At 68.3% G+C, this 18,310-nt stretch carries 16 protein-coding genes; 15 read left to right on the top strand and 1 reads right to left on the bottom strand.

What is annotated here, in order from left to right:
* Positions 1 to 14: 14 nt before the first annotated feature.
* The 9 genes from ASF06_RS00370 to ASF06_RS00330 all read left to right on the top strand — a co-directional run bounded on the left by ASF06_RS00370 (position 15) and on the right by ASF06_RS00330 (position 11,013).
* Positions 15 to 1,550, top strand: a complete 1,536-nt coding sequence (locus ASF06_RS00370) for an ABC transporter ATP-binding protein (RefSeq protein ID WP_055941955.1) — start codon at positions 15 to 17, stop codon at positions 1,548 to 1,550.
* Positions 1,547 to 2,833 (top strand): ABC transporter permease, encoded by a 1,287-nt coding sequence (locus ASF06_RS00365; RefSeq protein ID WP_235500849.1) that lies wholly within the window; start codon positions 1,547 to 1,549, stop codon positions 2,831 to 2,833. Before ASF06_RS00370 ends, ASF06_RS00365 begins: the two co-directional genes overlap by 4 nt.
* 107 nt (positions 2,834 to 2,940) lie before the next feature.
* The gene (locus tag ASF06_RS00360; protein ID WP_055943963.1) at positions 2,941 to 4,224 is read left to right on the top strand and encodes an ABC transporter permease; all 1,284 of its coding nucleotides are present in this window, start codon (positions 2,941 to 2,943) and stop codon (positions 4,222 to 4,224) included.
* Between the two features lie 10 nt (positions 4,225 to 4,234).
* On the top strand, positions 4,235 to 4,678 hold the full coding sequence (locus tag ASF06_RS00355) for a cytidine deaminase (RefSeq protein WP_055941952.1): 444 nt from the start codon (positions 4,235 to 4,237) through the stop codon (positions 4,676 to 4,678).
* Positions 4,679 to 4,733: 55 nt separating this feature from the next.
* Complete coding sequence (locus tag ASF06_RS00350) at positions 4,734 to 6,023, top strand: thymidine phosphorylase (RefSeq protein ID WP_055941949.1); 1,290 nt, start codon at positions 4,734 to 4,736, stop codon at positions 6,021 to 6,023.
* A 380-nt stretch (positions 6,024 to 6,403) separates the two neighbouring features.
* Positions 6,404 to 8,002, top strand: a complete 1,599-nt coding sequence (locus ASF06_RS00345; RefSeq protein WP_082500590.1) for an amidohydrolase family protein — start codon at positions 6,404 to 6,406, stop codon at positions 8,000 to 8,002.
* Positions 7,999 to 8,715 carry a VOC family protein gene (locus ASF06_RS00340; RefSeq protein WP_055941946.1) on the top strand — a complete coding sequence of 239 codons (717 nt, stop codon included), beginning with the start codon at positions 7,999 to 8,001 and terminating at the stop codon, positions 8,713 to 8,715. Before ASF06_RS00345 ends, ASF06_RS00340 begins: the two co-directional genes overlap by 4 nt.
* A gap of 146 nt (positions 8,716 to 8,861) precedes the next feature.
* Positions 8,862 to 9,947 (top strand): BMP family lipoprotein, encoded by a 1,086-nt coding sequence (locus tag ASF06_RS00335; RefSeq protein ID WP_055941943.1) that lies wholly within the window; start codon positions 8,862 to 8,864, stop codon positions 9,945 to 9,947.
* A 127-nt stretch (positions 9,948 to 10,074) separates the two neighbouring features.
* A complete protein-coding gene (locus tag ASF06_RS00330) occupies positions 10,075 to 11,013 on the top strand; it encodes a nucleoside hydrolase (protein WP_055941940.1) in 939 nt (312 codons plus the stop codon).
* 2 nt (positions 11,014 to 11,015) lie between these two features.
* Here the strand turns inward: ASF06_RS00330 and uriH are convergent, their stop codons facing one another.
* Positions 11,016 to 11,963, bottom strand: coding sequence for a uridine-preferring nucleoside hydrolase UriH (gene uriH / locus ASF06_RS00325; RefSeq protein WP_055941936.1), 948 nt, complete (start codon positions 11,961 to 11,963; stop codon positions 11,016 to 11,018).
* 70 nt (positions 11,964 to 12,033) lie between these two features.
* On the opposite strand from uriH, the gene ASF06_RS00320 reads away from it, so the two are divergent.
* The 6 genes from ASF06_RS00320 to ASF06_RS20090 all read left to right on the top strand — a co-directional run bounded on the left by ASF06_RS00320 (position 12,034) and on the right by ASF06_RS20090 (position 18,255).
* Positions 12,034 to 13,209, top strand: a complete 1,176-nt coding sequence (locus ASF06_RS00320) for an adenosylhomocysteinase (RefSeq protein ID WP_200920277.1) — start codon at positions 12,034 to 12,036, stop codon at positions 13,207 to 13,209.
* 2 nt (positions 13,210 to 13,211) lie between these two features.
* Positions 13,212 to 13,958 (top strand): IclR family transcriptional regulator, encoded by a 747-nt coding sequence (locus tag ASF06_RS00315; protein WP_157439022.1) that lies wholly within the window; start codon positions 13,212 to 13,214, stop codon positions 13,956 to 13,958.
* 10 nt (positions 13,959 to 13,968) lie between these two features.
* On the top strand, positions 13,969 to 15,090 hold the full coding sequence (locus tag ASF06_RS00310; protein WP_055941933.1) for an adenosine deaminase: 1,122 nt from the start codon (positions 13,969 to 13,971) through the stop codon (positions 15,088 to 15,090).
* A 2-nt stretch (positions 15,091 to 15,092) separates the two neighbouring features.
* Entirely contained in the window at positions 15,093 to 15,548 is a 456-nt protein-coding gene (locus ASF06_RS00305; protein WP_055941930.1) for a PTS sugar transporter subunit IIA, read from the top strand.
* 22 nt (positions 15,549 to 15,570) lie between these two features.
* A complete protein-coding gene (locus tag ASF06_RS00300) occupies positions 15,571 to 15,843 on the top strand; it encodes a PTS sugar transporter subunit IIB (RefSeq protein WP_055923621.1) in 273 nt (90 codons plus the stop codon).
* A gap of 1,434 nt (positions 15,844 to 17,277) precedes the next feature.
* On the top strand, positions 17,278 to 18,255 hold the full coding sequence (locus ASF06_RS20090; RefSeq protein ID WP_082500695.1) for an HNH endonuclease signature motif containing protein: 978 nt from the start codon (positions 17,278 to 17,280) through the stop codon (positions 18,253 to 18,255).
* Positions 18,256 to 18,310: the final 55 nt, after the last annotated feature.

Here is an 18,310-nt window from a genome sequence, read left to right as displayed (position 1 = left end):
GGTAGATTGTCCCTATGAAGCTCGAACTCCGTGGCATCACGAAGCGCTTCGGCGCCCTCACGGCCAACGACCACATCGACCTCACGATCGAACCGGGGGAGATCCACTGTCTCCTCGGCGAGAACGGCGCGGGCAAGTCCACCCTGATGAATGTGCTCTACGGCCTCTACAAGGCAGAAGAGGGCGAGATCCTGCTCGACGACGTCGTGCAGCACTTCGCCGGTCCCGGCGACGCCATGGCCGCGGGCATCGGCATGGTGCACCAGCACTTCATGCTCATCCCCGTGTTCACCGTCGCAGAGAATGTGATGCTCGGCCACGAGAAGACGAATGCCGCCGGCGTGCTCGACCTCGGCGCCGCGCGCGAGAAGGTGCGCGAGATCAGCGAGAGGTTCGGCTTTCACGTCGATCCGGATGCGCTGGTCGACGATCTTCCGGTCGGTGTGCAGCAGCGGGTCGAGATCATCAAGGCCCTGTCGCGTGACGCGAAGGTGCTCGTGTTCGACGAGCCCACAGCCGTGCTCACCCCGCAGGAGACCGACGAGCTCATGACGATTATGAGACAGCTCAAGGCCGCCGGCACATCCATCGTCTTCATCACCCACAAACTGCGCGAGGTGCGCGAAGTCGCCGACCGCATCACGGTCATCCGGCTCGGCAAGGTCGTCGGCGAGGCGTCGCCCACGGCGACGAACGCCGAGCTGGCCTCACTCATGGTCGGCCGGGCCGTCGAGCTCACCGTGCACAAAGACCCCGCCAAGCCCGGGGCCGACGCGTTCGTCGTCTCCAACCTCTCGGTCATCGACCCGCACGGACAGCTCGTCGTGAACAACGTCAGCTTCGACGTGCGTGCGGGCGAGATCCTCGCGATCGCCGGGGTGCAGGGCAATGGCCAGACCGAGCTCACCGAGGCGATCATGGGCCTCCAGTCACGCGTGCGCGGAGACATCACCCTCGACGGCAAGTCGATCCGCGGGCTCTCGGTGAAGCAGGTGCTCGCATCCGGCATCGGCTTCGTACCCGAGGACCGCAAGGAGGACGGGCTCGTCGGAGAGTTCACCATCGCCGAGAACCTCATGCTCGACCGCAGCGACGGACCGCCGTTCGTCAAGGCGGGCACCCTTCAGCTCAACTATCTCAACGAGTTCGCCGAGCAGAAGTCGAAGGAGTTCGACGTGCGAAGCCAGGGCATCACCACGCCCGTCGGCCGCCTCTCCGGCGGAAACCAGCAGAAGGTCGTGCTGGCTCGAGAGCTCAGCCGCGACCTGCGCCTCTTCATGGCCGCCCAGCCCACGCGAGGCATCGATGTCGGCTCGATCGAGTTCGTGCACAAGCGCATCGTCGCCACCCGCGACGCCGGCATTCCCGTGATCGTCGTGTCGACCGAGCTCGACGAGGTCGTCGCCCTCGCAGACCGCATCGCCGTGATGTACCGCGGCACCATCGTGGGCATCGTTCCGGGCGACACGCCCCGCGATGTGCTCGGCCTCATGATGGCCGGCGAAGTCCCCGATTCCGTCACCTCCCCACCCGAAGGAGCGGCAGCGTGAGCCAGCCCACAGTTCCACCCGTCGATTCCGGCCCACCCGTCGCCTCCCCGCCCGCCAAGCCCGACGCATCCACCCCGGAGCCGCGCTGGCACGGCGTGATGCGCGAGATCGTCGGCGGCAGCGCCATGATCTCCGTGCTGGCGGTCGTGCTGGCCATGCTGGCCGGTGGAGTCCTGATCGCCCTCACCGACGACAAGGTGTCAGCCGCCGCGGGGTACTTCTTCGCCCGTCCCGGCGACCTGGTCAAGGCCGTCTGGGACTCGGTCTCCGGCGCCTACACGGCGTTGTTCCAGGGCGCCGTCTACAACTTCCGTCGCCCCGGCTTCATCGCCGGCATCAAGCCGCTGACCGAGACGCTCACCTTCGCAACGCCGCTGATCGCCGCCGGTCTCGGTGTTGGCCTCGCCTTCCGCGTCGGTCTCTTCAACATCGGTGGCCGCGGCCAGATGCTCATCGCGGCCGCGTGCGCCGGATGGGTCAGCTGGTCGTTCGAGCTGCCCTACGGGCTGCACCTGATCCTGGCCGTCGCGGCCGGAATCATCGGTGGCGCCGTCTGGGGTGGAATCGTCGGTCTGCTGAAGGCCCGCACGGGTGCGCACGAGGTGATCGTCACGATCATGCTCAACTTCGTGGCCCTCTACCTCATCTCGTTCATGCTGAAGACGCCCGGGCTCCTCCAGGCTCCCGGCTCGAACAACCCGAAGACGCCGGCAGCGCTGCCGACGGCGGTCTTCCCCGACCTGCTCGGCCCGCAGTTCAACCTGCACTGGGGCTTCATCTTCGTGATCGCGGCCACCGTCTACGTCTGGTACCTGCTCAACCGCTCGAACCTCGGATTCCAGTTCCGGGCGGTGGGCGAGAACCCGAACGCGGCCCGCGTCGCCGGTATCAGCGTGAACAAGATGTACGTCTACGCGATGCTGTTCTCGGGCGGCCTCGTCGGCCTGGCCGGCGTGGCGCAGGTGCTCGGAACAGTCACCACCGGATTCAGCTCGGGCATCGACGCCGGCATCGGATTCGACGCGATCACCGTGGCGCTGCTCGGCCGGTCGAAGCCCTGGGGCATCTTCTTCGCGGGCATCCTGTTCGGCGCGTTCAAGGCCGGAGGATTCGCGATGCAGGCGTCGGAGGGCATCCCCATCGACATCGTGGTCGTCATCCAGTCGCTCATCGTGCTGTTCATCGCCGCGCCGCCGCTCGTGCGTGCGGTGTTCCGGCTTCCGAAGCCCAGCGGCATCAGCCTCAGACGCCCGCGCACCTCCACCGCGGCGGTGACCAAGTGAGCATCGACGACCCCCGCGAAGGACGAGACGCCGTGAACGCAGAACGCCCCATCGTCGACGAGAACGTCAGCCGCACCGAGCTGAAGACGGCCGTCGCGGACGCGCCCCTGCAGCACAACCACCCGGATTCGCTGCCTCCGGCTCTCGAGACCACCGTCGTGAAGAGCTGGAAGGCGCCCATCGCCTTCGGCGTCTTCTCGATCATCGCGATCCTGCTCTTCGTGGTCTTCGGCCGCGAGGGAACGAGCGGTTTCCGGCTCTCGACCGACTCCGACTTCTTCCAGATCCCCACGATCCAGGCGCCGACCCGCGCCACGGGCATCGTGCTGACAGTGCTGCTCGTGGCCCTCGCCGCGTACAGCGCGTTCCTCGTCTCGCGCAGCCGACCGGTGCGCCTCTGGGTCACCGTCGTCTTCGCCGTGCTGTTCCTCGTGGGCTTCCTCACCTGGGCATCCGCGGGTGCGACGATCCCGGTTCCCGGCCTGTTGGTCGGTGCGGTCGGCCTGAGCGTGCCGCTCGTGTTCGGTGCCCTCGGAGGAGTCATCTCCGAACGCGTCGGAGTGGTGAATGTGGCGATCGAGGGCCAGCTGCTCGCGGGCGCGTTCGTCTCGGCCATCGTGGCCTCGGTCACGGGCCAGCCCGTTCTCGGCCTCCTCTCCGCGATGGCGGCCGGAGTGCTCGTCTCGTTCGTGCTCGCCGCCTTCTCGATCAAGTACTTCGTCGACCAGGTCATCGTGGGTGTCGTGCTCAACGTGCTCGTCACCGGCCTCACGAGCTTCCTCTACTCGCAGGTGCTGTCGAAGAACACCGAGCTGCTCAACAACAGCGGCACCATCCGCCTGCCGAGGCTTCCCATCCCCGGTCTCAGCGAGATCCCGATTCTCGGACCGGTCCTGTTCCGGCAGACGATCATCGTCTACATCCTCTACATCGCCGTCGCCGTGGTGTTCTTCGCCCTGTTCAAGACGCGCTGGGGCCTCCGCCTCCGCGCCGTGGGCGAGCACCCGCAGGCGGCCGATACCGTGGGCATCAACGTGGCCCGCACCCGCTTCTGGAACGTCTCGCTCGCCGGAGCGATCGCGGGTCTGGGTGGTGCGTACTTCACCATGGGCTCGGTCGGCTCGTTCAACAAGGAGATGACTGCAGGCGCGGGATTCATCGCCCTGGCCGCGGTGATCTTCGGCCGCTGGGATCCGATCCGCGCGACGCTCGCCGCCCTGCTGTTCGGCTTCGCCTCGAACCTGCAGAGCGTGCTCTCGATCATCGGATCGCCCGTTCCCAGCGAGTTCATGCTGATGCTGCCCTACCTGGTCACCATCTTCGCGGTGGCGGGGGTGGTCGGCCGTGTCCGAGGGCCTGCCGCATCCGGTAAACCGTACATAAAGTCTTAGGAGGTCCGACATGACCGACACCGAACAGGCATCCGGCACCGAGCAGGCATCCGCAATCGACTGGGGTGTGCTGCGGGCCGAGGCGCTCGTGGCGATGGCCAAGGCCTACGTGCCCTACTCGAAGTTCCCCGTCGGGGTCGCCGCCCTCGTCGACGACGGCCGCGTCATCTCGGGGTGCAACGTCGAGAACGCCAGCTACGGCCTCACGCTCTGCGCCGAGTGCGCGCTCGTGTCGTCGCTGCATATGACGGGCGGCGGACACCTCGTGGCCTTCACCTGCGTCGACGGCGACGGCAACGCCCTCATGCCGTGCGGCCGCTGCCGCCAGTTGCTCTACGAGCACTCGGCTCCCGGCATGCTCCTGCAGACCGTCTCGGGCATCCGCACGATCGACGAGGTGCTTCCGGATGCCTTCGGCCCGCGAACACTGCAGGCCTACGTCGACACGCACTAACACCCCCTCCGTTCCCTGAGCGTGTCGAAGGGAACAACCAGAAAGGCTCCACCCCGTGTCTGAATCCTTCGACGCCGTCGACCTCATCCGCACCAAGCGCGATCACAAGACTCTGAGCACCGCCGAGATCGACTGGCTGGTCGACGCCTACACCCGTGGGTTCGTGGGCAACGAGCAGATGGCCGCCCTGGCCATGGCCATCGTGCTCAACGGCATGGAGCGTCGGGAGATCCGCGACCTCACCCTCGCCATGATCGCCTCGGGCGAGCGCATGAGCTTCGAAGGCCTCGGCAAGGTCACGGTCGACAAGCACTCCACGGGCGGGGTCGGCGACAAGATCACCCTGCCGCTCATGCCGCTGGTCGCATCGTTCGGCGTCGCCGTTCCCCAGCTCTCGGGCCGCGGCCTCGGCCACACGGGCGGCACCCTCGACAAGCTCGAGAGCATCCCGGGCTGGCGCGCAGACCTCACGAACGACGAGATGTTCGCGCAGCTGCGCGACGTCGGCGGGGTCATCTGCGCCGCGGGCTCCGGCCTGGCTCCGGCCGACAAGAAGCTCTACGCCCTGCGCGACATCACGGGCACGGTCGAGGCCATCCCGCTGATCGCCTCGAGCATCATGTCGAAGAAGATCGCCGAGGGCACCGATTCGCTCGTGCTCGACGTGAAGTTCGGGTCGGGCGCGTTCATGGTCGACATCGACAAGTCGCGCGAACTCGCACGCACCATGGTCGACCTCGGCAACGACGCCGGCGTGGCGACCACGGCGCTGCTCACCGACATGAACGTTCCCCTCGGGTTCGCCATCGGCAACGCCAACGAGGTGCGCGAGTCGGTCGAGGTGCTCGCCGGCGGCGGACCCGCCGACGTGGTCGAGCTCACCATCGCGCTCGCCCGCGAGATGCTGCGTCTCGCCGGCCAGCCCGACGCCGACGTCGAGAAGGCGCTGGCAGACGGCCGCGCCATGGACACCTGGCGCCGAGTGATCGAAGCCCAGGGCGGCGACCCGGATGCGGCCCTGCCGGTCGCGCGGGAGACCCACGTCGTGACCGCCGACCGCGACGGCGTGCTCCTCACGCAGGAGGCGCTTCCCTTCGGCATCGCCGCGTGGAGGCTCGGAGCCGGCCGGGCCCGCGCCCAGGACCCGGTGCAGCACGCCGCGGGAATCGACCTGCACGCCAAGCCGGGCGACACGGTCACGGCTGGCCAGCCGCTCTTCACGCTCTCGGCCGACGAGCCGGAGCGCTTCGAGCGCGCTCTCGAGGCCGTCGAGGGGGCCTGGAGCATCGGCGAAGCCGCCGAGTGGACGCCGCGCGGCCCGCTGGTCGCGGAACGCATCGAGTAATCGCGCTGATCGAGTACCTGCGAGGCAACGCACTTGTTGCCTCGGCGAAACGTCGCTGTTACACGGGCGGGCTACTGTCGAGAACATGACCGAGATCGCCGCGAGCCGCAGCTTCATGCCGTGGTTCTGCCTGCGTCGCCGAAGCGGCGCGCACAACGTCTCCGTCTACTGCCTGGGCTCATAGCCGCCTCCGTCTCGAGGGAGAGCTCCGTCTCGCACCGGCCGTCTGTCGCCGAATGAGGCCTGCGCCGCCGCACCCCTCGCATCCGGTCGCCCGCGCGACAACCGCACCGGCGACACCATCGACCCGATCGCTCCGGGCCGTCTGACAGAACCTCCGTCGAGGAGGTCTTCGGCGTGCCCGGAATCACTGGAGACCCATGAAACCCCCGTCCACGAAGACCCTCTGGCGCAATGCGACGCTCATCGCGATGGACGACGCGAACCGCTCCCGACCGTTCCGCGCAGACCTGCTGATCGACGGCGCCCTCATCGCTGCCGTCGGCCCCGATCTCGAGGTGCCGCCGGATGCCCGGGTCGTCGACGCGCAGACCCTTCTCATCACGCCCGGATTCGTGAACGCCCATATGCACTCGTGGGAGTCGCTCTTCAGGGGAACGAGCGAGCGGCTGCCGCTCGAGCTGTGGAGCCTCGAGACCTATCCGGTCATCGACGCGGTGCCGGTTCCCGACAGGCTCGTCTACCTGCGCACGCTGGTGGCGGGCATGGATGCGCTGCGCGGCGGCACCACGAGCCTGCTCGACGACGTCGGCGAACTGCCCGTGCAGTCGGCGGAGTCCCTGGCCACCGTCTTCGACGCGTACGCCGAGCTCGGGATCAGGGCGACCTGCACGGGCGGCATCGCCGACGTCGCCCCGGTCGACAGGCTTCCCTTCGTGGATCGGCTGCTCACGCCCGAGCAGCTGACCGAGGCCCGCGAGGCCGCATCGACGGGGCCGTACGTGGTGGAGAGGTTTCTGCGCTTCTGCCGCGCCGCCTTCGACCGGCACCACGGGCGGGAGTACGGACGCCTGCGCTTCGCGGTCGCCCCCAGCGCGCCGCAGCGCTCCTCCGACGAACTCATGACCGGGTCGGCAGAGCTCGCACGGGAGTACGGGGCGGTTCTGCACATGCACCTGCTCGAGACGAAGCTGCAGGCGATCGTGGGGCAGCAGCGCTACGACGCCACCATCGTCGAGCACCTGGCCGAGCTGGGCATCCTCGACACCCCGAACCTCACCCTCGCGCACGGCATCTGGCTCACCGATAACGACATCGAGCTGCTCGGATCGTCATCGGCGTCGATCGTGCACAATCCCCTCTCGAACCTCAAACTCGGCTCGGGGGTGCTGCCTTGGCGTCGCCTGCACGAGGAAGACGCGACCGTCGCCCTCGGCACGGACGGCACCGCGAGCAACGATTCGCTGCGCATGCTCGAGGTCGTGAAACAGGCGGCGCTGCTGCACACTCTCTCGGATCCCGATCCCGCCACGTGGCCGTCGAGCGACGAGGTCCTGTGGGCTGCGACGCGCGGCGGCGCCCGGGCCACGGGGCTTCCCGACACGGTCGGCGCGCTCGAGCCCGGTCGCGTCGCAGACCTCGTGGTGTTCGATCTCGAAGCGACCACGAGTTTCACGCCCGCGGGCGACACCGCGCGGCAGCTCGTGTTCTCCGAGAACGGCTCGTCGATCGCCGAGGTCTGGGTCGACGGAGAGCTGGTGGTGCAGGGCGGCCGGATGACGCGGGTAAACGAGGCGGCGATCCTCGCCGAGTTCCGTACGTTGGCCGCGGACTACCGCAGAGAGGGCGAGCGGATGCGTGAGGCCAACGCCCGGCTGGTTCCGCTCGTCTCCGAGGTGCATCGGCGGGCATCCCAGACCCCGTGGCCGTTGGAGCAGTCCGACGTCTCCGCTCCAGGCCCCACTGCCTCAACTCCCACTCCCACTCCCACTCAGCACACCGACTGGAGCACACCATGAGAATCGACGACGCCTGCCTCGTGATCAGCGATGTCGACGCGAGCGACGCCTACTACTCGGCGCTGGACCTCGAGCGGCGTATGCGCAACGTGCGCTTCGCCGACTTCGTGCTCGGCACCGGTCCGCGCCTCGCCATGTGGACGAGGCCGAGCATCGCCGAGACCGTCGGCCCGAGCTATCCGGCGGAAGCTGGTCAGCCCTTCTCGCTCACCCTCGACCTCGAGTCCGAGGCGCTGGAGCGTGCAGGCGATCGACGCGTGCTCGTCGACCCCGACGGCTTCGTTCTGCGCCTGCGCGACTCGGCCGACGGCATCCGGCGCCTGAGCGAGATCGACCTCACCGTGACAGACCTCGACGCGACCACGGACTTCCTGCTTCTGCTCGGCTTCGAGGTGACCGACCGGGTCGAGGGCGCCCGCGTCTTCTCTGCGGGCGAGGTCACCCTCACGCTCTACGAGGGCGCGAGGAACCTGCAGTCGCCGCTCGCCCAGGCGTCGGAGCTCGACCTCGCGCCGTCGACCGGGCACCTGATGCTCGCGATCGAACTCTCCACGGGTGAGCAGGTCGACGAGCTGTACCGCGCGCTGCTCGACCGCGGCCTCGAGGCGAGCGGCCCGCCGGCGGTGTTCGAGTGGGGCGCGCGATCGACGTACTTCCTCGATGACGACGGCTACATCTGGGAGATCTACGCCTGGGTGGAGACTCCGCGATGACCGGGCAGTCCGACGGCGACCGCGGTCGGGGGCCGCCGCCGCGACCCGACCCCGGCGACGCGACCCGTCGCATCCACGAACCCCACCCGCCGCATCCGGCTCCCGTTTCGCACCACCCGACACACCGCATTCCTGGAGGATCACCCATGGCTTCATTCACCACCCGTCGCGGCCGCGCCGCCGCCGGCGCAGCCGCCATCGCGCTCGGCTCGCTGCTTCTCGTCAGCTGCTCGTCGGCCCCCGCCGAATCCGGTTCGACGGATGCGGCGGCAAGCGATTTCCTGCCCTGCATCGTCTCCGACGAGGGCGGCTTCGACGACAAGTCGTTCAACGCGCTCGGCCTGCAGGGCGTGACCGACGCCGCCGACGCGCTCGGCACCGACCACATCAAGGTCGAGTCCGCATCCGAGGGCGACTACGCCCCGAACATCCAGAACCTGGTCGACCAGGGCTGCACCGTGGTCGTCGCGGCGGGCTACCTGCTGGCCGCGGCCACCGAGGAGTCGGCGAAGGCCAACCCTGACGTCGACTTCATCATCATCGACGACAACTCGATCGACCTGCCGAACGTGAAGGGAATCCTCTTCGACACCTCGCAGTCGGGCTACCTCGTGGGCTACGCGGCCGCGAGCTACTCGAAGTCGGGCATGGTCGGCACGTTCGGCGGAGCCCAGATCCCGCCCGTGACGCTGTACATGGACGGCTTCGCACTGGGTGTGGCCCGGTACAACGAGGACAAGGGCACCGACGTGAAGGTGCTCGGTTGGGACTTCGACACGCAGGAGGGCTCGTTCACGGGCAACTTCACCGACATCAACGCCGCCAAGGTCCTCTCGGAGGGCCTCATCCAGCAGGGCGCCGATGTGATCCTGCCCGTGGGCGGCCCGATCTACCAGGGAACGGCCGAGGCCATCCGTGACTCCTCGGCACCGGTCGCCCTGCTGGGCGTCGACACCGACATGTACACCAGCGCACCGGAGTACGCCGACCTGTTCCTCACCTCGATCGCCCGCGACATGCCGCTGTCGATCGCGACCGTGATCGAGGACACCGAGGCCGGCGACTTCTCGAAGGAGACGTACATCGGAACCCTCGCCAACGGGGGAGTGGCGATCTCGCCGTTCCACGACTACGAGTCGAAGGTCGACCCGGCGCTCGCCGACGAGATCGAGGCCCTGCGGGTGCAGATCGTCGACGGCGGCATCACCGTCGACAGCCCGTCGGTTCCGTAGCGCGCCGTTCCCTCGTTCCCTGAGCCTGTCGAAGGGCAGTCCTGCCCGCCGTTCCCTGAGCCTGTCGAAGGGGGCAGGCTCAGGGAACCCCACTCCTCCCACCTCTCCCACCGAAAGGACCAGCCCCATGAGGCCGACCATCATCATCACCGATCCCGGCCAGGAGCAGGCCGCGGCCCTCATGGCGATCCTCGCGGCGCCCGAGGAGTTCGACGTGCTCGGCATCGTCGCGGGGGCGGGCAACACGACGCTCGACCACACGGTGCGCAACATCCTGCAGGTGGTCGAGCTCACCGGGCGCACGGGCATCCGGGTCTATCGCGGGGCGCCACGCCCCCTCGTGCGCGAGCTCGTCACAGCGGCGCACGTGCACGGGGCCACCGGCATGGACGGCTACGACCTGCCCCGGCCACGTCTCGAGGCCGAAGATGAAGCGGGTGTCGCGGCGATCATCCGGATGCTGAGGGCCGCGCCGCCCGAATCGGTGACGGTCCTGCAGATGTGCAACATGACGACGCTCGCGGTGGCCCTGATCGAGGCGCCCGACATCGCCGCGTCGATCAAGCAGATCGTCATGATGGCGGGCGCCTACTTCGAGGTCGGCAACATCACGCCCACTGCGGAGTTCAACATCTACGTCGACCCGCACGCGGCCGATGTCGTGCTCTCGTCGGGCGTCCCCATCGCCATGCTGCCGCTCGACGTCACGCATCAGCTGCGCAACACGCGCGAGAGGCTCGACCGCTTCGCGGCCCTCGGGAACCGCTGCGGTCAGGTCATCGAGCGCCTGCTCACGTTCTCGGAGACGTTCGATCTCGACAAGTACGGCTGGGAGGGTGCGCCCCTGCACGGGCCTGTCGTTCCGCTGTACTGCCTGTATCCGGAGCTGTTCTCAGGTCGCCTCATCAACGCCCGGGTGGAGATCTCGAGCGAGCTCACCATGGGCATGCTCGCGGCCGACTGGTGGCAGATCACGGAGCTGCCGCGCAACATCACCTACCTGCGCGACGTCGACGCCGACGCGTTCTACGACCGCCTGCTGGCCCTCATCGCGCGCCTGCCGTGAGCTCAGCGCGTGGGCTCTCCGATGCGGCGCAGGGCGTCTTCGATCAGGGCCCAGAACTTCTCGGTGTCGAGGTCGACCGCCACCTGGGTTGTGCAGTCCTCGGGTGCGGGGGAGCGGAAGTCGGCCACGGTCATGCCGAGCGTCAGCGTGCCCGTGAGCTCGACGTCGAGCGGCGTCTTGCGCACGGTCATGACGGTCGGGTCGATCACGTACGCCACCGCGCACGGGTCGTGCACCGGCGGATGGACGAAGCCCTGCGCTTCGAGGTAGGTCGTCGCGAAGAAGTCGAGCAGCTCGCCCACGAAGCGAGAGGGAGTCGTGTCGATGGCCTCGATGCGCGCCCGAACCTCGGGAGTGGCCAGTGCCTGATGCGTGAGGTCGAGGCCGACCATGGTCAGCGGCCACGACTCGTTGAACACGATGTGCGCCGCCTCGGGGTCGATGATGATGTTGAACTCGGCCGTGGCCGACCAGTTTCCGACGTGGAAACCGCCCCCCATAAGGACGACCTCGCGAACGCGGGGCACGATGCGCGGCTCCTTGCGCGCGGCGAGGGCGATGTTGGTGAGGCCGCCGGTCGGCACCAGCGTGACCTCGCCGGGCTCACTCGCCATGATCGTGTCGATGATCAGGTCGACCGCGTGGCGGCCGTCGAGTTCACGGCTCGAGGTGGGGAGCACGGGCCCGTCCATGCCGGATTCGCCGTGGATGTCGGCGGCCACCTCGATGGTGCGCACGAGCGGCCGCGGGCATCCGGCGGCGAAGGGCACGCCGACGATGCCGGCGATCTCCGCGACGGCCAGGGCGTTGCGGGTGACCTTCTCGAGGGTCTGGTTTCCGACCACCGTCGTCACCGCGAGAAGGTCGATCTCGGGGTTGCCGTGCGCGAGCAGAATGGCGATCGCGTCGTCGTGACCGGGGTCGCAGTCGAGAATGATCTTGCGCGGCATGCACAACTCCTTCGGGTCGATCTCTGAATCATATATGAAAGTCACGTTCATATATGCAACACTGGCTGCTATGACAGACCTCATCGAATCAGCGGCCTCCCGAGTCGAGTGGATCAGCTCGCGCATGCGCCTGCTCGCGGCGGTGAGCCGCCAGTTCGCCGAGACGAGGCCCTTCGAGGGGCACCGCATCGGCATGTCTCTGCACATCGAGCCGAAGACGGCCGTTCTTCTCGAGACGCTCGCGGCCGGAGGCGCCGAGATCGTCGGCACCGGAAACCACGGCTCTACGCAGGACGACGTGGTCGCCTACCTGCGCAACCAGGGCATGACCCTCTTCGGTCGCCGCGACGACACGCTCGAGCAGCACTACGCGAACGTGGCCGCCGTGCTCGACGCGACCCCCGACATCCTGCTCGACAACGGCGCCGATCTGGCGGCGGGAATCGTGGCCCGCGGCGCGGGAGCCTCGCTGATCGGAGGCACGGAGGAGACGACATCCGGCGGCGACAGGTTGCGCGACGAACTTCTCGGGCGGGTTCCGTTCCCGGTCATCGTGATCAACGACAGCCTGCTGAAGCAGTTGGGCGAGAACAAGCATGCGGTCGGCCAGTCCGTCGTCGAGAGCTTTATGCGCATCACGAACCTCATGATTCCCGGCCGTCGCTTCGTGGTCGTCGGTTACGGATGGTGTGGCCGCGGAGTCGCCCAGTACCTGCGCGCGCTCGGCGGCAAGGTGGCCGTTGCCGAGGTCGACGAGCTGAAGGCGTTCGAGGCGGCCCTCGACGGGTTCCGGGTCGACACGGCCGACGGCCTCGCCGAGTGGGGTGAGGTGTTCATCACGGCGACCGGCCGCGCGAACGTGCTCACGATGTCGGCGATCGAGCGCATGTCAGACGGCGCGATCCTCGCGAACTGCGGCCACTTCCCCTGGGAGATCGACACGGCGTCGCTGCGTACGGCTGCGACCTCGACCCGGGCGATCGGCGACACGATCGAGCGCATCGACCTGCCGAACGGCCGGCACGTGATCCTGATCGCCGGCGGGCGCATGTTCAATCTCGCGGGCACCGCTCCGAAGGGCAACTCGCTCGACTCGATGGATCTCGGCTTCCTGCTGCAGGTGCTGTCGCTCGAGCGGGTCGCGACCGGCGCGAGCACCCTGGTCGCGGGCGCCCAGCCCGTGCCCGACGACCTCGAGCGCGAGATCGCGCGTCGGATGGTCGCCGCCATGGGCGCGAGCCTGTAGCCGTGCCCGCCGTGCCCGCCGTGCCTGCGCCCGCGCCCGTCGAGCCGGAGTATGCGGCGCCCGCGCTCGACAAGGGGCTCGACATCCTCGAACTCCTCGCCTCCACGAGCGGAGGCCTCAGCCAGGCCCAGGTCGCTGCGGGCGTCGGGCGCAGCGTCAGCCAGATCTTCCGCGTGCTCAGCACGCTCGAGCGCCGCGGCTACGCGCACCGGGATCCGCAGTCGGGGCTCTACGTGCTGTCGTTGCGGCTGTTCGATCTCGCCCACCGTCACGATCCCCTGCGCGGCCTGCTGCAGGCATCCGCCGGCCCGATGCGGGCGCTCGCCGACGCGACCGAGCAGTCGTGCAGCCTCAGCGTCGAAGACGCGGGTCTCTCCCGGGTCGTGGCCCAGGTCGAGAGTCCCGGCGACTTCGGGTTCCGCGTGCGGGTGGGTGCGCTGTTCCCGCTCGTCGAGTCCGCGACCGGCGAGGTGCTCAGGGCGTTTCGAGACACGGTTCCGGATGCGCGAGACGCCGATCTCGGTGCCGTTCGCGCGGCGGGTCACGTCGAGCGCGGTGATGAGCTGCATGCCGGCGTGATCGACATCGTCTTTCCCGTGCTGAGGCCCGATGGCAGTGCCGTCGCTGCGCTGACGGTTCCCTACGTCGCGACGAGGGTGAGCGTGAGCAGCGTCGACGAGGTGGTGCGACTCGCCCGCGACACCGCTTCGCAGATCGCCGCCAGCCTGTTCCCGGCATCGACGCCCTAGGCTGATCCTCATGAACGATTCACGAGAGCAGTACACGCTCGCCAACGGCCGAACGAGCATCAATGCTCTCCCCAAGGTGTCCCTCCACGACCACCTCGACGGCGGCCTCCGCCCCTCCACGATCATCGAGCTCGCCGACTCGATCGGCTTCGAGGTGCCGGCCTACGACGCCGCAGCTCTCGGCGAGTGGTTCGAGGATTCGGCCGACTCTGGATCGCTCGTCGACTACCTCGCGACGTTCGACGTGACGGTCGGGGTCATGCAGACGGAAGAGGGCCTCAGCCGCGTCGCCCGCGAGTTCGTTCAGGACCTGGCCGCCGACGGTGTCGTCTACGGCGAGGTGCGCTGGGCTCCCGAGCAGCACGTGTCGAAGGGTCTCACCCTCGACCAGACCGTCGAGGCCGTGCAGCGGGGAATCGAACAGGGCATCGACGACGCGCGCAACGACGGCAAGTCGGTTCGAGTTGGCCAGCTGGTCACCGCGATGCGTCACGCCGACCGGGGTCTCGAGATCGCCGAGCTGGCCGTTCGTCATCGCGACCGTGGCGTCGTCGGATTCGACATCGCCGGGGCCGAGCTCGGGTTCCCCGCAGGCAACCACCGCGCGGCGTTCGACTACCTCGCGCAGAACTACTTCCCCGTCACCGTGCACGCGGGCGAGGCCGACGGCCTCGACAGCATCCGAGGTGCCCTCTTCGATGGCCGCGCACTCCGGCTCGGCCACGGCGTGCGCCTGGCCGAAGACATCCGCATCGAGTCGAGCGACGACGAGAACACCTTCGTCACCATCGGCAGCCTCGCCCAATGGGTCAAAGACAGGGAGATCGCCCTCGAGCTCTCGCCGTCGTCGAACCTCCAGACCGGCGCCATCACCGCGTGGGGCGACGAGCTGGAGGACCACCCGTTCGACCTGCTCTACCAGCTGGGCTTCACCGTCACCGTCAACACCGACAACCGGCTGATGAGCAACACCTCGCTCAGCCGGGAGCTCTCGCTGCTGTCCGACGCCTTCGGTTACGACCTCGAAGACTTCGAGGTGTTCCAGCTCAACGCCGCGAACGCCTCGTTCCTGCCGCTCGACGAGCGTCAAGACCTCGCCGACACGATCATCGCGGGCTTCCAGAACGCCTAGCCATGCGCCTCGATGAACTGCCCGATGACGTCATCGAGCTGCGGGCGCGTGCGGGGGATTGGCGGCAGGCGGTGCGCCTCGCCGGCGATGCCCTCGTCGCCGGCGGGGTGGTGACGGATGCCTACACCGAGCGCATGGTGCAGGTCGTCGAGGAGTTCGGCGCGTACATCGTGATCGCGCCCGGTCTGGCGCTCGCGCACGCGCGGCCCGGGCCCGACATTCTGCACGACGGGCTCGCGGTCGTGACGCTCGACGAGCCCGTCGCGTTCGGGCATCCGCACAACGACCCCGTCGAGGTCGTGCTGGCGCTCGCGGTCACGAGCACCGAGGGCCACGTCACCGTTCTGGCGGAGCTGGCCAACGCGTTCAACGATCCCACCGCGACGCGGGCCATCGCGCAGGCGACGACACCCGATGCGGTGCGCGCCGTGCTGGCTCGGACTCAATCCGAGTCCTAGTGGCCACGCTAAGATTGACCCCATGAAGATCATCGCCTTCTGCGGCGCAGGCATCGGCACATCGGCCATTCTGAAGGTGAACGCCGAACGGGCCCTCGCCCGACTGGGAATCGACGCTCAGATCGAGGCCACAGACATCGCCGGGCTCGCCGTGGCCGCCGAAGACGCGCAGGTCATCCTGGCTTCTCCCGAGCTCGTCAAGTTCATCGGCAAGACGTATGCCGACGTGGTCGTCATCGAGAACTACTTCGACCTCGACGAGCTCACCCGCAAACTGGAGATCGCGCTCGGCTGATCGCCTGGGCTGCGCTCCTGCGCCGCCCGCGCGCTAAGCGACCCGTTCCCTGAGCCTGTCGAAGGGCCGCCGTTCCCTGAGCTCGTCGAAGGGCCGCGTTCCCTGAGCCCGCCGAAGGGCCGCGTTCCCTGAGCCCGCCGTTCCCTGAGCCTGTCGAAGGGCTGCCCGGGTCCGCCTCGCCCCATGCGCCGGTCGAGTAGCGCTCGCGAGGAACGAGCAGCGCGTATCGAGACCCCCGCGCTCCGAGCTACCCGTTCCCTGAGCCTGTCGAAGGGCCGCCGTCCCCTGAGCCTGTCGAAGGGTCGCCCGAGCTCGCCTCGCTCCTTTCCTCCACAGCCCCCGTTCTGGCCAAGTTATCCACACCAATATCCCCTGATCATGCATTGAATGCCCCTGCCGACCCAATGTCGGTGGCTACTGTTTGACTTCTCGTATGGACCTCCACGACGCATCCCTCGGCGACATCGCCGAGCGTCTCCGTGAGCTCCTCGACGAGAACCGCGCAGCCGTGAACACCGGTGCCGGCCCGGGTGCCGATTCCGGTGACGCCTTGCTCGAAGCGGCCCACGCCTGGGAGGCGATCGGTCGCGCCGGCGACGCGGCCCGCACCTGGGTCGCGGCCGAAGTCGCGAACGAGTCCCGCCGCGAACTCGACACCGCAGGGCTGGCATACCGTCACGGGTTCCCGTCAGCGCGAAAGCTCCTCGCCGCGACCGCGAACNCGGCCCACGCCTGGGAGGCGATCGGTCGCGCCGGCGACGCGGCCCGCACCTGGGTCGCGGCCGAAGTCGCGAACGAGTCCCGCCGCGAACTCGACACCGCCGGTCTCGCCTACCGTCACGGGTTCCCGTCAGCGCGAAAGCTCCTCGCCGCGACCACGAACATCTCCGAGCGCACCGCCGCGACCCGCATCGCCCTGGGTCAGCGGCTGCGGTCGTCGATCTCGATCTCGGGAACCCCGAACCCAAGTTTCTTCCCGGTCGTGGAGGAGGCGTTCTTCGCCGGTCAGGTGGGTGTCGATACGGCGGCGGTGATCTGCCGCACCCTGTCCGAGGTGGTGAACCGCAGTTTCTTCCCGGTCGTGGAGGAGGCGTTCTTCGCCGGTCAGGTGGGTGTCGATACGGCGGCGGTGATCTGCCGCACCCTGTCCGAGGTGGTGAACCGCACTGGCTGGTCGGATGACACCGACCGGGCCGAACGGCATCTGGTCGCCGCCGCGATGGCCACGATCGCCGATGCCGCCATCGATGCCAATACCGATACTGACGCCGACGCCGATGCCGGCGCGGATGCAGGTCTGGACGAGGGAGGCGGCACAGNGGCCACGATCGCCGATGCCGCCATCGATGCCAATACCGATACTGACGCCGACGCCGATGCCGGCGCGGATGCAGGTCTGGACGAGGGAGGCGGCACAGACGACGCGGACGCCTTGTGGAGGGTGCCGAGGCGGTACACGGTCGAGGAGATCAGCCGGCTCGCGATCCGCATCCGGGAACACCTCGACCCCGACGGCGCCGAACCCCGCGACGCCGTCAAGCAGTCGCTGCGTGGGTTCAGCTACCCGAAAGTGGGCGCAGACGGTGTGGCCCGCGGCCGGTATGCACTCCCACCTCTGCAACTGGGCGTGTTCCTCGCAGCGGTCGACTCCATCCTCAGCCCGCGCACGCCCGACACACCGAATCCGCCACCACAGGCGGCGGGCCCGGAGGCAACCGGTCTCGGTCATGCCGGTTCAGGCATCACCGGCAATCAGGGCGTCACCCGAGACGAAGAAAACGGGCGAAGAGCGGCACCCCAGACGACCACACCATTATCGACTCGCGCACGGCGGAGCAGAAGCTCCTCGACGCGGTCATGACCCTCCTCGAAATGGCCGCTGCCGCACCGTCCGCGTCGCTGCTGAACGGGGCGGCACCGACCGTGAACGTGCACGTCACCCTCGACGACCTCCAATCCGGGCGCGGCGCCGCATGGATCGACGGCAGCACCGAACCCATCCCCATCAGCGCCATTGACCAGCTTCGCTGCCATGGCGACACGATCACCACCGTCTTCGGTGACCATGGCGAGGTCCTGCATCACGGCAAGACGAAACGCCTGGCCACCCGAAGACAACGCAGAGCACTCGCCGCCCGCGACGGAGGATGCGTCATCCCCGGCTGCACCGCGCCACCCTCACGATGCCAGGCCCACCACGTGACCCCGTGGGTGAGCCACGACTATCCACCCGGAAGGACCGACATCGACAACCTGGCTTTGTTGTGTCCGCTTCACCACGCCACGATCCACGCCTCGGCGTGGCAGCTGGTGATGATCAAGGGCAAGCCGCACGTCAGACCACCGAGCTGGCAAGATCCGAATCGAACACCCCGGCCCGCCGGACACCAACGAACAGGCAGACCATGGTGACCTACCGATCGCGCACCTTCGCACAGGGCAGACGCGAGGCAGAACTCAGGCGGCG

This window comes from Agreia sp. Leaf244 (genome assembly GCF_001422695.1).
Lineage (GTDB): Bacteria > Actinomycetota > Actinomycetes > Actinomycetales > Microbacteriaceae > Agreia.
This window is presented reverse-complemented; position numbering and strand designations above follow the sequence as displayed.